We start from the raw sequence: 14019 nt of genomic DNA, 5'->3' as shown, positions 1-14019 counted from the left end.
CTTTGGGCTCGCTTAGGCGCGGTCACTCAGCCGCTTGAGTCTGTGTCGCGCGCAACGGATCGGCAGGATAGACCCCAAGGATGTTCAGGCTGGAGGTGAAATAATCAAGCTCTTCCAGCGCGCGGGCGACAGGCGGATCCTCGGGGTGCCCTTCGATATCTGCGTAGAACTGGGTGGCGGTGAAAATGCCGTCCACCATATAGCTTTCCAGCTTGGTCATGTTGACGCCGTTGGTCGCAAAGCCGCCAAGAGCTTTGTAAAGCGCGGCGGGGATGTTGCGCACCCGAAAGACAAAGCTGGTGACCATGGTTGTCCCGCCCTGGCTGTTCGCGCGGCGGGAGAAATCGGGTGAGCGCGACATGATCAGAAAGCGGGTGGTGTTGTTCTGGCGGTCTTCGATTCCCGAGGCCAGCTCTTCAAGCCCGTAGATTTCGCCTGCGAGCGGCGAGGCGAGCGCGGCAAGCGAGGGCTCTCCCCGGCGCGCGACCTCATGGGCCGAGCCTGCGGTATCGGCGCCGACCACACCATGGATGCTGTGACGACGCAGAAATCCACGGCATTGGCCCAGCAGAACCGGATGGCTCATCGCATCGGTGACCTGGGCAAGCTTCGTGCCTGGCACCGCCAGCAGGCTGATCTGCACCCGAACAAAGCCTTCGTCGATGATATGCAGCCCGCTTTCGGGCAGCAGGTGATGGATGTCTGCGACCCGGCCATAGGTCGAGTTCTCGACCGGCAGCATCGCCAGTTCGGCGCGGCCGCTGCGTACCGCCTCGATCGTGTCCTCAAAGGTGCGGCAGGGAAGTGCCTCCATCTGCGGGCGATAATGGCGGCAAGCCTGATGGCTATAGGCGCCCGGCTCGCCCTGGAATGCGATTACGTTCTGGGTTGTTGCCTGGGTCATCTGTCACACCTTCGCTTGCAGGGCCGTCGCGTGGACCCTGTGTCCGGGCGGTCATTCCGCCTGATTTGTGCTGCGCAAGCGACAACTATACCTTGAACCGGCGAAACAAAAGCGGGTAGATACGCCCAAATCCACGGACAGACCCAAGGGATCCGCAGACATGTTCGATACCATGACCGTCACCAAGGCCGCCGGTGCGCTCATCGGCGCTCTTCTGTTCCTTTTGCTGATGAACTGGGCGGCTTCGAGCATCTATAACATCGCGTCCTCGGGTCACGGTGGTGAAGGGGAGCACGCTCAGGCCTATACTATCCCCGTTGAAGAGACCGGCGGCGAATCCGAGCCGGCAGCCGAGGAAGGTCCCGATTTCGCAACCGTTCTGGCCTCGGCCGATGCTGCGGCTGGTGAAAAGGTCTTTGGCAAATGCAAGGCCTGCCACAAGCTCGACGGCACCGATGGCACCGGCCCGCACCTGAACGGTGTGGTTGGTCGTGCGGTGGCCAGCATCTCGGGCTTTAACTATTCGGACGGGATGAAGGCGCATGGCGGGGACTGGACCCCCGAGGCGTTGCAGGAATTCCTGACCAACCCCAAATCGGTAGTCAAAGGCACCAAGATGGCTTTCGCCGGTCTGCCCAAGGTTCAGGATCGCGCCAACCTGATTGCCTATCTGCAGTCCCAGCAGTAAGCGTCAGACAAGCTGGATCACAGTGCAGGGCGTCCCGCGGGGCGCCCTTTTTGCTTGCCTGTTGCGGCATATGGTCGCCCGCTCACGCATTTGCATGTTGAACCGTGCACGCGGACTGCTAGCCTTGGTGCAAAGGTGGCGACATGCCCGAGCAAGCCAAAACAAGGATCACCAAGACCCGATGAAAATGCCCATTCTGCGACATGCCCCGATGGTTGCACTGGCCCTGGCCCTGGCGCTGATGCCCGGCTGGTCCCTTGCCCAAGAGCCGCAGGCCTCTGGAACCATCGTTTCGCACGGCATTTCGGTTTTCGGTGAGCCCGAGCTTCCTGCCGATTTCAAGCATCTGCGTTATGTGAACCCGGATGCGCCCAAGGGGGGCGAGATCTCGGAATGGTTCTCGGGCGGGTTTGACAGTTACAACCCCTATACCCATCGCGGCCGGGCGGCGGTTTTGTCAAACACCATGCTGGAACCGTTGATGGAGGGCGTGGCGGATGAGATCGGCACCGCCTATTGCCTGCTTTGCGAGACGATCGAATATCCCGAAAGCCGCGACTGGGTGATCTTTCATCTGCGACCCGAGGCCAAATTTTCCGACGGTACGCCTTTGACCGCCCATGACGTGCTGTTTTCGTTCGAACTGTTGCGCGACAAGGGCCTGTCATCTTATCGCACGGTCATCGCCAAGATCGTCGCCAAGGCCGAGGTGATTGACGATCACACGATCAAGTTCATCTTTCAGCCCGGCTATCCGCGCCGTGACGTGATCCAGTCGGTCGGCGGTCAGATCGTCTTTTCGCGCGAGGATTTCCGCAAGAACAAGCGCGACATCGAACAGTCGAGCACCATCCCCTTTGTCGGCTCGGGCCCCTATATGTTCGACCGGGCGGATATGGGGCGCTCAATCACCTTCAGGCGCAATCCTGACTATTGGGGCAAAGACCTGCCGATCAATGTCGGGCGGCACAACTTTGACCGCATCCGCATCGAATACTTCAGCGATTACGACAGCGCCTTTGAGGCATTCAAGGCCGGGGTCTATACTTTCCGCAACGAGGCAAGCTCGATCCACTGGGCGACGCGCTATGATTTTCCGAACTTTCAGTCCGGGGCTGTCAAAAAGGAAGAACTGGCGAACGGCGATATCTCCAACGGTCAGGGGTGGGTCTTTAACCTGCGTCGACCCAAGTTTCAGGACATCCGCGTGCGTGAGGCCATCGCGCTGATGTTCAATTTTGAATGGTCGAATGAGACGCTGTTCTACGGGCTTTACACGCGGGTGAACTCGCCTTGGGACAACAGCCCATTGATGGCGCAGGGCAAGCCTGCTCCTGCCGAACTGGCGCTGCTTGAGCCACTGGCCAAGGACCTGCCGCCTGGCGTGCTGACCGATGATGCGGTGGTCCAGCCGGTTTCGGGTAAGACCCAGCTTGACCGCAGGAACATGCGGCAGGCGGCAAAGCTGCTGGATGAGGCTGGCTGGACGGTCGGCAGCGACGGAATGCGACGCAATGCCAAGGGCGAGGTGCTGCGGCTTGAGTTCCTGAACGACAGCGCCACCTTTGACCGCGTGATCAACCCCTATGTCCGGAACCTGCGCGCCATCGGCATTGATGCGGTGAACCTGCGTGTTGATGACGCCCAGCTGACGGCGCGTACCCGCAGCCATGACTTTGACCTTGCGACCACCCATATGGCGCAGGGCTATTTTCTTAGCGGCGATACCGAGCAGACCTTTGGTTCGGAAAACGTGGGCGATGTGTTCAACCTGATGGGGCTGGCCAACCCGGCCATAGATACGTTGATCCAGAAAGGGATCGAGGCGACCACGCAGGACGAGATGATCACCGTCGCCCATGCGCTGGACCGCAGCCTGCGCGCGTTGCGCTTTTGGGTGCCGCAATGGTACAAGGCTGCCCATACCGTCGCCTATTATGATATCTTTGGTCACCCCGACACCCTGCCGCCCCATGCGTTGGGTGAGCTTGATTTCTGGTGGTATGACGCGGATAAGGCAGCAAAGCTGAAACAATCCGGCGTGCTGCGCTAGGGCCCGCAAGGGCTGGCGCGGATCAGGCGGAGCAAGGGGACGGATGGCAGCCTATATCCTGCGGCGCTTGTTGCTGATCATACCCACGCTGATCGGCATCATGCTGGTCAACTTTACCCTGACGCAATTCGTTCCGGGCGGCCCGATCGAACAGATCATTGCCCGCGTTCAGGGCGAGGGCGATGCGCTGCGCAACATTACCGGCGGCGGGGGTGAGGCAGCGCAAAGCAGCGAATATGCTGGTGCCCGCGGTATCCCGCCCGAGCTTTTGGACCAGCTTGAGGTTCAGATGGGCTTTGCCCGTATCACCTGCTCGCCGGCCCATCAGGGCGAACCGGATCTGAAATCCCCCGAATGCAGCAAAGAAAAGATCGGGGCGGCCGAACGCTTTCTGGTGATGATGGGCAATTATGTCCGGTTTGATTTCGGGACCAGTTTTTTCCGCTCAATCTCGGTGATTGATCTGGTGCTGGAAAAAATGCCGGTCTCGATCACGCTGGGGCTATGGTCGACGCTGATCGCCTATCTGATCTCGATCCCGCTGGGTATCCGCAAGGCGGTCCGCAATGGCACGCCTTTCGACACATGGACATCGGGCGCGATCATCGTCGGCTATGCCATCCCGGCCTTTTTGTTCGCAGTGTTGTTGATGGTCCTGTTCGCGGGCGGCAGCTACTGGCAGATATTCCCTCTGCGCGGGCTGACCTCGGACAACTGGGCGGATCTCAGCTTGTGGGGCAAGGTCAAGGATTACCTGTGGCATATCGCGCTACCGGTGACGGCAACGACGATCTCAAGCTTTGCCACGCTGACGCTGCTGACCAAGAACAGCTTTCTGGATGAGATCAACAAGCAATATGTGATGACCGCCCGTGCCAAGGGCCTGACCGAGGGGCGCGTTCTTTACGGCCATGTCTTTCGCAATGCCATGCTGATCGTGATCGCCGGCTTTCCCGCGATGTTTCTGGGTGTGTTCTTTGGCTCTTCAATCCTGATCGAGACGATCTTCTCGCTCGATGGGCTTGGGCGGCTGGGGTTCGAGGCTGCTGTGCAACGCGATTATCCGGTGATCTTTGGCACGCTTTATGTCTTTGGCATGCTGGGCCTTCTGGTCGGTATCCTGTCGGACCTGATGTATGTGCTGGTTGATCCGCGTATCGACTTCGAGCGGAGGGCCGGCTGATGGCAATGACTGAACTGACCCGCCGCCGCCTGCGCAATTTCCGCCGCAATTCACGCGCTTTCTGGTCGCTGATCATCTTTACAGTGCTGTTTGTGGCCTCGCTCTTTGCTGAGCTTATCGCCAACGACAAGCCGATCCTCGTCAGCTACAAGGGTGGGCTGTATTTCCCGGTCTATCGCTTTTACCCCGAGACCGCTTTTGGCGGCGATTTCGGGACCGAAGCGATCTATACCGATCCGGGGGTGCAATGCCTGATCCGGACCGGTGGGCGACAAGAGTGCTGGGACGATCCCGAGGCGACCGAGAAAGAGGCCCGCGAAACCGGGCAAGTTGCCGGTGAGGCGATCGAACGTGGCTGGATGTTGTGGCCGCTGATCCCCTATCATTATCGCACCATCAATAATGTCGGCACCGCCCCAAGCGCGCCCGATGCCGAGCATTGGCTTGGTACGGATGACACCTCGCGCGATGTCCTGGCGCGGGTCATATATGGTTTCCGCCTGTCGATCCTGTTCACGATGATCGTGACCGTCGTCGCCTCACTTTTGGGAATCGCTGCGGGGGCGGTGCAGGGATATTTTGGTGGGCGTACGGACCTCGTATTTCAGAGATTACTTGAAATATGGAGTTCAACGCCTTCGCTTTACGTGATTATTATTCTGTTTGCGATCCTTGGGCGCAGCTTCTGGCTTTTGGTTTTTGTCTCGATCCTGTTTGGCTGGCCGGCGTTGGTCGGCGTGGTCCGGGCCGAGTTTCTGCGGGCGCGCAACTTTGAATATGTCCGGGCGGCGCGGGCGTTGGGGGTCAATGACCGCACGATCATGTTCCGCCATATCCTGCCCAATGCCATGGTGGCGACGCTGACGATGATGCCCTTTGTCGTCACTGGTACGATCTCGTCTCTGGCCGCGCTCGACTATCTTGGCTACGGGCTGCCGACTTCCGCCCCCTCACTGGGCGAACTGGCCTTGCAGGCCAAACAGAACCTGCAGGCGCCGTGGCTGGGTTTTACCGCCTTTTTCAGCTTTGCGATCATGCTTTCGCTGCTGGTGTTCATCTTTGAGGGCGTGCGCGACGCCTTTGACCCAAGAAAGACCTTCCGATGACCCCGGTTCTGGAAGTCACAGATCTGCGGGTGGGATTCCGGCAGGACGGGCAACTGACCCCCGCCGTCAAGGGCGTGAGCTTTACCGTCAACCGGGGCGAGACGGTCGCGCTGGTCGGCGAATCCGGTTCGGGCAAGTCGGTGACAGCGCTTTCGACGGTGCGGTTGCTTGGTGACGCGGCCGAGGTCGCGGGTTCGGTCCGTTATGAGGGACGCGAGCTGCTGGGCGCTTCTGAGGCTGAGCTGCGCCGGGTGCGGGGCAATGACATCAGCTTTGTTTTCCAAGAGCCGATGACCTCGCTGAACCCGCTGCATACGCTTGAGCGGCAGCTTGGAGAAAGTCTGGCGCTGCACCAGAACCTGAAAGGGGCCGAAGCGCGCGCGCGGATCATCGAGCTTTTGACCCGGGTTGGCATTCGTGACCCCGAAACCCGGCTTGCCGATTATCCGCATCAGCTTTCAGGTGGGCAACGTCAGCGGGTGATGATCGCCATGGCCTTGGCGAATGGCCCCGAACTTTTGATTGCTGATGAACCGACCACGGCGCTGGACGTGACGATCCAGGCCCAGATCATGGAGCTGTTGGCCGAGCTCAAGGCGGCCGAAGGGCTGTCGATGCTGTTCATCAGCCATGATCTCGGCCTTGTGCGCCGCATCGCTGACCGGGTTTGCGTGATGAAGGGCGGCGAGATTGTCGAGCAGGGGCCGGTCGAGGAAATCTTTGCCAATCCCCAGCACGAATATACCCGCATGCTGCTTGCGGCCGAGCCTCAGGGCCGGGCCGAGCCTTTGGTCGGGGACCCGCCCGAGGTGGTGGCGACCCGTGATCTTAAGGTCTGGTTCCCGATCCAGCGTGGTTTCCTGCGCCGCACCGTCGGGCACGTGAAGGCGGTGAACGGTGCTACCCTGTCGGTTCGTACGGGCGAGACGCTGGGGATCGTCGGTGAATCGGGCAGCGGCAAGACCACGCTTGCGCTGGCAATCATGCGGCTGATCGAAAGCGATGGGCCGATCCTTTACATGGGGCGCGATATTTCTGCCTTACCGGGCCGGGCGCTGCGGGGCCTGCGTCGCGACATGCAGATCGTGTTCCAGGATCCCTTTGGCAGTCTTTCGCCCCGGATGACGATCGAGCAGATCATCTCTGAGGGGCTGGGCGTTCACGGAATCGAGCCGGGCCGCGACAGGCGCGAGATGGTGGACGCCATCATGCGAGAGGTCGGGCTGGACCCCGCGACCATGCATCGCTATCCGCATGAATTCAGCGGCGGGCAGCGTCAGCGGATTGCGATTGCCCGCGCCATGATCCTCAATCCCAAGCTTGTGGTGCTGGACGAGCCGACCAGCGCGCTGGACATGACCGTGCAGGTGCAGATCGTCGAGCTTTTGCGCCGTCTTCAGCGCAAGCATGGGCTTGCTTACCTGTTTATCAGTCATGATTTGCGTGTTGTGCGTGCGATGTCCCATCAGATCATGGTCATGCGCGCAGGTGAGGTGATCGAACAGGGTACGACCGAGGCGGTGTTTGATAACCCGCATAACGAGTATACGCGCCGTCTGATTGATGCCGCCTTTCTGAGAACGCTTGCATGAAAATCCTGTTCATCCATCAGAACTTTCCGGGCCAGTTTTTGCACCTTGCGCCGGCGCTGGCGGCGCGTGGCCATCATGTGCTGGCCCTGACGGATGAAAAGAACCAGCGAGCTTCTCCGGTCAAGGTTGTGCGCTACAAGGCGCCGGCCGACTTGAAATTGCCCCCCATGCTGGGCCGGACCTTCAGTGAGATGGCCGATCGCGGCTGGCTGACCGCGCGCGCCTGCCGGGCGCTGCGGGATCAGCACCACTATACCCCCGATGTGATATTCGGCCACAGCGGTTGGGGTGAGACGTTGTTTCTGCGTGAGATCTGGCCCGAAACCAAACTGCTTGTCTATGCCGAGCTGTTGTATCGCACCCGTGGCCATGATGTCGGCTTTGATCCTGAAATCAGCCCAGGCAGCGATGAAGGCCGGGTGACCACGATTGCGCGCTCTGCCCATCTGATTCAGGGGTTGGTGCAGGCGGATGCGGGGCTGTCGCCGACCAAATATCAGGCCAACTCATTCCCGCCCGAGCTGCGCCAGAAATTGAAGGTGATCCACGACGGTATCAACACGGAGAAGGTTCGCCCCGATCCGCAGGCGAAATTCCGGCTGCCTGATGGGCGCGAACTGCGGGCGGGTGACGAGGTGCTGACCTATGTGTCCCGCTCGCTTGAGCCGTATCGTGGCTTTCACCGCTTTATGCGGACGCTGCCCGAGGTGATGCGCGCGCGCCCCGAGGCGCAGGTGCTGCTGGTCGGTGGGGATGGTGTCAGCTACGGTGGCCTGCCCAAGGACGCGCCCGGGTGGAAGGAAAAGCTGCTGGCCGAGCTTGATGGCCAGCTTGATCTTAGCCGCATCCATTTTCTTGGCCGCGTGCCCTATCTGCAATATCTGGCGCTGTTGCAGGTCAGCCGGGTACATTGCTACCTGACCTATCCCTTTGTGCTTAGCTGGTCGTTGACCGAAGCGATGTCGGCGGGCTGTTATATCGTCGGTTCGGATACCGAACCGGTGCGTGAACTGATCCGTGATGGCGAGAATGGCCGATTGGTGCCCTTCTTTGATCAACCCGCGCTTGAGGCGGCGCTGATCCGCGGTCTTGCCGGTGACCCCGAGGCAGAACGGCTGAAGATAGCGGCGCGCAAGACGATCTTGCAAGGCTACGACCTGCACCGCCACAGCCTGCCGGCACTGATCGACTGGGTCGAGAGCTTCGCGCCTTAAAGCGAGATTTCGCTGTCGGGGTTCAGTTCGGGAAAAGGCGGAACCTCGGGCGCGCGCAAGGGATCATTGCCGCGCGGGTTCAGGCGCGGATCGTTTTCGGGCGCGGGGCGCAGCATGTCGCGCAGGGCGTCGCCAACTGGCGGAGGCGGCGGCGCATCAGCGCGGCGGCGGATCAGAATATCGCCATTCTCAAGCCGTTCGGGGGCCTGATAGTTGCGCACGTCATCCATCAGCTTGCCGATATCTTTCAGAACCGGGGTGACCGCACTTAACGTATCGCCCATATCCCGGCCCAGCTGATCCAGCAGCGGCTCAGCGTCGTTCAGCATGTTGCGCATAAAGTTTTCCAGCCCCTCCTCCAGCGTGCGGGGGGCCTCTTCTGGCGTGGTCTCGGGTGCTGGGTTGTCAGCCAGCGGGGGCTCGTAACCCTGCGCAAGGGCAACGGGTGCGGCCAGCATCCACATGATCGAGGGAATAATAATGATGCGCATGGCCCGGTCCTTTGGCTGTTCTGAAAGAAAACGGGAAGGGCGGCGCCCGGGTTCCATCAGGCCGGGTACGCCTTGTGCATATTGCGAAAATTATCCCAAGCCTCGTTCAGTGCGCGGGTGCGGGCCTCGGCCAGACGGATCGCCTCGGGCGGCAGGCCGCGGGCCAGGGCGCGATCCGGGTGATTTTCGCGCACCAGCTCGCGCCATCGCCGCCGTGCCTCGGGCAAAGGCGTGTCGGGCGTGATCCCCAGCACTTCGCAAGAGGGGCAACCCTGCCTGCGGTCGTGGCGGGCACGGATTGTCGCCACCTGTTCGGGCGGCAGGCCAAAGATACGCGCGACCTCGTCAATAAAGACGATTTCGGCCTCGTGCAGGTCGGTATCGGCGACGGCGATGATGAACAGCCCCTCGACCACATCGGCCAGCACCGGGTCACCGGGCGGGAACATGCGGGCGATCCGCCGTGCCCAGGCGTCGAACCCGGCCACATCCTGTCGCGCAAGATCAAAGACCCGGGCGGCGTTCTTTTCCTCGGATCGCGGAATGATAAAGACGCGACGAAAGGCCGCCACTTCGGATCGCGCGACCGTGCCGTCGGCCTTGGCAAGTTTCGCCCCCAGCGCGATCACCGCGATGGTGAAAGCAACCGATTTCTCGGGAGGGGTCGCCGGTCGGTGTGTGGCGACCAGCGCCGCCAGCCGGTCGGCGATGCGCTGCCAAAAGCTGCGCGGCTTTGGCAGTTCGGGGCAGCAGTGTTTCTGATCTTTGATCGCGGCTTCCATGGCCTGCAGCCTATGGGGGGCGAGAGCCCAAGTCCACTGACATTCCTGCCAGTTACAATGTGTTACCTGCGGCTTTCCAACACGGCCTTGATGACCAGCACGACCAGCGCGATGACGGTCAGGGTCGAGGCTGCGGCGAATGCGCCTGTGGTGTTAAGATCGTTGAACATCAGCTCGATTTGCAGGGGCAAGGTGTTCGTTTGGCCCCGGATCGAACCTGAAACGACCGAAACCCCGCCGAATTCCCCGACCGCACGTGCGGTGCACAGCACTGCGCCGTAAAGCAGCGCCCAGCGGATATTCGGCAGCGTGACGCGGGAAAAGACCTGCCAGCCGCGCGCGCCCAGCGTGACTGCCGCCTGCTCTTGTTCCGAGCCCTGCGCCTGCATCAGCGGCAGAACCTCACGCGCGACGAAAGGTGCGGTCACGAACATGGTGACAAGCAGAATACCGGGCAGGGCGAACATGATTTTCAGATCATGCGCGGCAAGCCACGGTCCCAGCAGGCCTTGCCGACCATAGAGCAGCAGATAACAAATCCCCGCGATGATCGGCGAGATCGAAAAGGGAATCTCGATCAGCACCATCAGCAGCTTGCGCCCGGGAAAGCGAAACCGGGCAATGGCCCAGGCGGCGGCGATTCCAAAAGCGACGTTCACCGGCACAACAATCACTGCGACCAGCGTCGTCAGCCAGATCGCATGCAGGACCAGCGGGTCGGTGATATTGGCCAGGTAAACCGCCCAGCCCCCGGCAAAGGCGCGCCAGAAGATAAAGGCCAGCGGCGCCACGACAAAAATCGCCGTCAGCACAAAGGCAAGCCCGATCAACAACTGCGGCATGCGGCGGCTTTGGCCGGGTGCATGGGAAAGCGCGAGCGTGGACATTACCGGGCCTCCAGATGGCGGGCGGCGCGGAACTGGATCAGGTTTGAGATCATGAGCAGGATCAGCGCGAACAGCAACAGCACCAGCGCAATGGCGGCTGCGCCCTGATAATCGTATTCCTCAAGCCGGATAAAGGCGAGCAGCGCCGCGATTTCGGTCTTGAACGGCAGGTTGCCGGCGATGAACACCACTGCCCCGAACTCACCCAAAGAGCGGGCAAAGGCGACCGTCGAGCCGGCGAGCCATGCAGGCAGGATCGCGGGCAGGACGACCCGGCGGAAGATCGCAAAGGGCCGCGCCCCCAGTGTCATCGCGGCCTGCTCCATCGCCGGGTCCAGATCCTCCAGCACCGGCTGGATCGCGCGCACCACGAAAGGGATCGAGGTGAAGGTCATGGCAAGGATCACGCCGCCCAGCGTATAGACGACATTGATCCCCGCACCGGTCAGGGGTGCGCCGAACCAGCCGTTCGCCGAATAAAGCGCGGTCAGCGAGATACCGGCCACCGCCGTCGGCAGCGCAAAGGGAATATCCATCAGCGCATCAAGAATGCGCTTGCCCGGAAAGTCATAGCGGGTCAGGACCCATGCCATGAGCAACCCGTAGAAAGCGTTGAATACGGTGGCCAGTGCTGCAGCGGTCAGCGTCACCCGCAGCGCCGCCAGCGTACGCGGCGCGGCGATGATGGCCCAGAACCGTGCGGGGCCGATCTCGGCCCCTTTAAGGACCAGTGCAATCACCGGGATCAGGATCACCAGGGCGACATAAAGCAGGGTCGTGCCGAGGCTCAGAGAGAACCCCGGCAGAACCCGTTTCGGCTTGATGGCCGCAGCCGCCGTCATTGGTTAACAAAGACCTTGTCGAGAATCCCGCCCTCGGCCAGATGCTCGGTATTGATCTTGTCCCAGCCGCCAAAGACTTCGTCCACGGTCAGCAACTTGACCTCGGGGAAGTCGGCGGCGTGTTTGGCCGCGACCTCTTGATCGGTGACGCGATAGTGGTTCCCGGCCAGGGTTTCCTGGGCCTCGGGCGTGTAAAGCCACTTGAGGTATTCGGTCGAAACCTCGGTCGAGCCGTTCTTTTCGGCGTTTTCGGTGACCACCGCCACCGGGAAGGCGGCAAACAGGCTGGTTGCCGGGGTCACGGCCTCAAAACCCTCCGCCTCATATTGGCGGGCGATACCCTTGGTTTCAGCCTCAAAGGTGATCAGCACATCGCCGATGCCGCGTTCGGCAAAGGTCTGGGTGGCTGCGCGGCCACCGGTGTCAAAGACCGGCACATTGGCAAAGATCTTGCCGACGAATTCCTGCGCCTTTTCGGGCGAGCCGCCCTCTTGGGTCAGCGCATAGGCATAGGCGGCCAGATAGGTGTAACGGCCATTGCCGCTGGTCTTGGGGTTAGGGAACACCGCCTGCACGTCGTCCCGGGCAAGATCGGACCAGTCCTTGATGCCTTTCGGGTTGCCCTTGCGCACCAGGAAGGCGGGCAGCGAGTAATAGGGCGACGCGCCGTTCGGCAGCGCCTCGCGCCAGTCCTCGGCCACGAGGCCGTTCTTGGCCAGCACGTCCACATCGGTTTCCTGGTTGAAGGTCACCACATCCGCCGGCAGCCCTTCAAGAATGGCGCGGGCCTGTTTCGACGAACCGCCGTGGCTTTGGTCGACAGTCACGTCGCGGCCGGTTTTGTCCTTCCAGTAGGCCTGAAACTCGGGGTTCAGCGCTTCGAACAATTCGCGGGCGATATCATAGCTGACGTTCAGGATCTTGTCCTGAGCCAGCGCCGGGCCTGCGCCCAGAAGCAGCGCCAATGCGGCGACGTGAAGCTTGCGGATAATCATAGGCTTTTCTCCTTGCGGGGGAATTCGGTTGTGGCGGCCGTCGGCTGGCTGGTGCGGGGGCCGGGAAAGATCGTGCCTGCCTCGGGGCGCAGGTTCACGCGCGCACCGGGGGAGAGACCCTGTGCCTCGGGTGCACGTCGGGGCAGGTCGATGCCAAAGTGCTGCGCTCCATCTGTCAGCTCAAGCCGCAACAGCGCACCATTGCTGGTGCGCCGTACGATCTGCCAGCGTCCCGAGGGATCGGCGAGCGGCGTGACATCGGCAGGGCGCAGAAACAGGGTTCCGGGCCCGTCGGGCAGGGCGCGGCGCTGCAGACGACTGGCGTCGAGTCCCTGTGCCTCGGTCCGGCCGGCGTTCAGCATTACCGGCAGCTCGATCGTCGCGCCCATGAACCGGGCGACAAAGGGACTGGCAGGATGGTCGTGGATCTGGTCGGCATTGCCGATCTGTTCAATCCGGCCTTCGCCCATCACCACGACGCGATCTGCAAGCTCGAAAGCCTCTTCCTGATCGTGGGTGACAAAGATGGTGGTCGAGCCGGTTTCGTCATGCACCTCGCGCAGCCAGGCGCGCAGGTCGCGGCGCACCGCAGCGTCGAGCGCGCCAAAGGGCTCATCAAGCAGCAGCACCGTCGGTTCAATGGCCAACGCCCGGCCAAGTGCGACACGCTGGCGCTGTCCGCCCGACAGCTGTGTCGGATAGCGGTCGCCCAGGTGGCCGATCTGCAGGAACTCAAGCAGCTGGTTCACCTTGGCTGCAATCACCGCCTTGCCCGGTCGTTCGGCCCGCGGGCGCACGGTCAGGCCAAAAGCGATGTTGTCGCGCACGGTCATGTGCGGAAACAGCGCATAATGCTGAAAGACAAAGCCGATGCGGCGGTCCTGTGCCGCCAGATGCAGCCAGTCGGCACCATGAACGCGCAAGCCCCCGGCATCGGGCCAGTCAAGCCCGGCGATGATCTTTAGCAGCGTCGTCTTGCCCGACCCCGAGGGGCCCAGCAATGCCACCAGCTCGCCCGATTCGATGGTCAGGTCGATGCCCCGCAGCACCGATGTGCCGTCGAAGCTTTTGGTCATGTGCTCGATGACGATGGACATGGGCGCCTCCGTTTCAAAAGCAGAGGTAGCGGTCGGCTGGGGACCGGACAAGCGGCGCAAGCCCTTGACACCTTGGGCTGTCGCGAACGTTTTCCCACGCCTGCCGGGGCCAAAGCTCATTGGTTCCCGTCCTGTCGCCTGCGGGCGGAAAGCATCCGGCCTCTGGCCTGCTGCCAAGCGCATTC

The 14019-nt window shown here is 61.7% G+C and carries 13 protein-coding genes; 6 read left to right on the top strand and 7 right to left on the bottom strand.

The window, feature by feature from the left end:
- Positions 1–22: 22 nt before the first annotated feature.
- Positions 23–904, bottom strand: coding sequence for a prephenate dehydratase (locus F8A10_RS06505; RefSeq protein ID WP_010392311.1), 882 nt, complete (start codon positions 902–904; stop codon positions 23–25).
- A 160-nt stretch (positions 905–1064) separates the two neighbouring features.
- On the opposite strand from F8A10_RS06505, the gene F8A10_RS06500 reads away from it, so the two are divergent.
- The 6 genes from F8A10_RS06500 to F8A10_RS06475 all read left to right on the top strand — a co-directional run bounded on the left by F8A10_RS06500 (position 1065) and on the right by F8A10_RS06475 (position 8740).
- Entirely contained in the window at positions 1065–1592 is a 528-nt protein-coding gene (locus tag F8A10_RS06500) for a c-type cytochrome (protein WP_010392310.1), read from the top strand.
- Between the two features lie 181 nt (positions 1593–1773).
- Entirely contained in the window at positions 1774–3645 is a 1872-nt protein-coding gene (locus F8A10_RS06495; RefSeq protein WP_152366947.1) for an extracellular solute-binding protein, read from the top strand.
- Positions 3646–3688: 43 nt separating this feature from the next.
- Positions 3689–4828, top strand: coding sequence for a microcin C ABC transporter permease YejB (locus F8A10_RS06490; RefSeq protein WP_010392308.1), 1140 nt, complete (start codon positions 3689–3691; stop codon positions 4826–4828).
- The gene (locus F8A10_RS06485; protein ID WP_085501063.1) at positions 4828–5934 is read left to right on the top strand and encodes an ABC transporter permease; all 1107 of its coding nucleotides are present in this window, start codon (positions 4828–4830) and stop codon (positions 5932–5934) included. Before F8A10_RS06490 ends, F8A10_RS06485 begins: the two co-directional genes overlap by 1 nt.
- Entirely contained in the window at positions 5931–7526 is a 1596-nt protein-coding gene (locus F8A10_RS06480; RefSeq protein ID WP_152366946.1) for an ABC transporter ATP-binding protein, read from the top strand. The genes F8A10_RS06485 and F8A10_RS06480 overlap by 4 nt, the downstream gene beginning before the upstream one ends.
- Positions 7523–8740 carry a glycosyltransferase family 4 protein gene (locus F8A10_RS06475; RefSeq protein ID WP_152366945.1) on the top strand — a complete coding sequence of 406 codons (1218 nt, stop codon included), beginning with the start codon at positions 7523–7525 and terminating at the stop codon, positions 8738–8740. The genes F8A10_RS06480 and F8A10_RS06475 overlap by 4 nt, the downstream gene beginning before the upstream one ends.
- Here the strand turns inward: F8A10_RS06475 and F8A10_RS06470 are convergent.
- The 6 genes from F8A10_RS06470 to F8A10_RS06445 all read right to left on the bottom strand — a co-directional run bounded on the left by F8A10_RS06470 (position 8737) and on the right by F8A10_RS06445 (position 13834).
- Positions 8737–9231, bottom strand: a complete 495-nt coding sequence (locus F8A10_RS06470; RefSeq protein ID WP_227493347.1) for a hypothetical protein — start codon at positions 9229–9231, stop codon at positions 8737–8739. The genes F8A10_RS06475 and F8A10_RS06470 overlap by 4 nt on opposite strands.
- A 56-nt stretch (positions 9232–9287) precedes the next feature.
- A complete protein-coding gene (locus F8A10_RS06465) occupies positions 9288–10013 on the bottom strand; it encodes a molecular chaperone DjiA (RefSeq protein ID WP_010392303.1) in 726 nt (241 codons plus the stop codon).
- 62 nt (positions 10014–10075) lie between these two features.
- A complete protein-coding gene (gene cysW, locus F8A10_RS06460) occupies positions 10076–10900 on the bottom strand; it encodes a sulfate ABC transporter permease subunit CysW (RefSeq protein WP_010392302.1) in 825 nt (274 codons plus the stop codon).
- The gene (gene cysT, locus F8A10_RS06455) at positions 10900–11742 is read right to left on the bottom strand and encodes a sulfate ABC transporter permease subunit CysT (RefSeq protein WP_152366943.1); all 843 of its coding nucleotides are present in this window, start codon (positions 11740–11742) and stop codon (positions 10900–10902) included. The genes cysW and cysT overlap by 1 nt, the downstream gene beginning before the upstream one ends.
- Positions 11739–12737: a sulfate ABC transporter substrate-binding protein gene (locus F8A10_RS06450; protein ID WP_010392300.1), complete on the bottom strand. Its 999-nt coding sequence runs from the start codon at positions 12735–12737 to the stop codon at positions 11739–11741. Before F8A10_RS06450 ends, cysT begins: the two co-directional genes overlap by 4 nt.
- Positions 12734–13834 carry a sulfate/molybdate ABC transporter ATP-binding protein gene (locus tag F8A10_RS06445; RefSeq protein ID WP_152366942.1) on the bottom strand — a complete coding sequence of 367 codons (1101 nt, stop codon included), beginning with the start codon at positions 13832–13834 and terminating at the stop codon, positions 12734–12736. Before F8A10_RS06445 ends, F8A10_RS06450 begins: the two co-directional genes overlap by 4 nt.
- Positions 13835–14019: the final 185 nt, after the last annotated feature.

Source organism: Paracoccus kondratievae (assembly GCF_009301415.1).
In the GTDB taxonomy this organism is placed as follows: Bacteria; Pseudomonadota; Alphaproteobacteria; order Rhodobacterales; family Rhodobacteraceae; genus Paracoccus; species Paracoccus kondratievae.
Note: the sequence above shows the minus strand (reverse complement) of the source record. Positions and strands in the feature narration are given on the sequence as shown.

Excerpts from the sequence above, each read along its gene's own strand:
- F8A10_RS06505 (WP_010392311.1), bottom strand. The coding sequence starts at position 904 with ATGACCCAGGCAACAACCCAGAACGTAATCGCATTCCAGGGCGAGCCG.
- F8A10_RS06475 (WP_152366945.1), top strand. The coding sequence starts at position 7,523 with ATGAAAATCCTGTTCATCCATCAGAACTTTCCGGGCCAGTTTTTGCAC.
- cysW (WP_010392302.1), bottom strand. The coding sequence starts at position 10,900 with ATGTCCACGCTCGCGCTTTCCCATGCACCCGGCCAAAGCCGCCGCATG.
- F8A10_RS06490 (WP_010392308.1), top strand. The coding sequence starts at position 3,689 with ATGGCAGCCTATATCCTGCGGCGCTTGTTGCTGATCATACCCACGCTG.
- F8A10_RS06470 (WP_227493347.1), bottom strand. The coding sequence starts at position 9,231 with ATGCGCATCATTATTATTCCCTCGATCATGTGGATGCTGGCCGCACCC.
- F8A10_RS06465 (WP_010392303.1), bottom strand. The coding sequence starts at position 10,013 with ATGGAAGCCGCGATCAAAGATCAGAAACACTGCTGCCCCGAACTGCCA.
- cysT (WP_152366943.1), bottom strand. The coding sequence starts at position 11,742 with ATGACGGCGGCTGCGGCCATCAAGCCGAAACGGGTTCTGCCGGGGTTC.
- F8A10_RS06445 (WP_152366942.1), bottom strand. The coding sequence starts at position 13,834 with ATGTCCATCGTCATCGAGCACATGACCAAAAGCTTCGACGGCACATCG.
- F8A10_RS06500 (WP_010392310.1), top strand. The coding sequence starts at position 1,065 with ATGTTCGATACCATGACCGTCACCAAGGCCGCCGGTGCGCTCATCGGC.
- F8A10_RS06495 (WP_152366947.1), top strand. The coding sequence starts at position 1,774 with ATGAAAATGCCCATTCTGCGACATGCCCCGATGGTTGCACTGGCCCTG.
- F8A10_RS06450 (WP_010392300.1), bottom strand. The coding sequence starts at position 12,737 with ATGATTATCCGCAAGCTTCACGTCGCCGCATTGGCGCTGCTTCTGGGC.
- F8A10_RS06480 (WP_152366946.1), top strand. The coding sequence starts at position 5,931 with ATGACCCCGGTTCTGGAAGTCACAGATCTGCGGGTGGGATTCCGGCAG.
- F8A10_RS06485 (WP_085501063.1), top strand. The coding sequence starts at position 4,828 with ATGGCAATGACTGAACTGACCCGCCGCCGCCTGCGCAATTTCCGCCGC.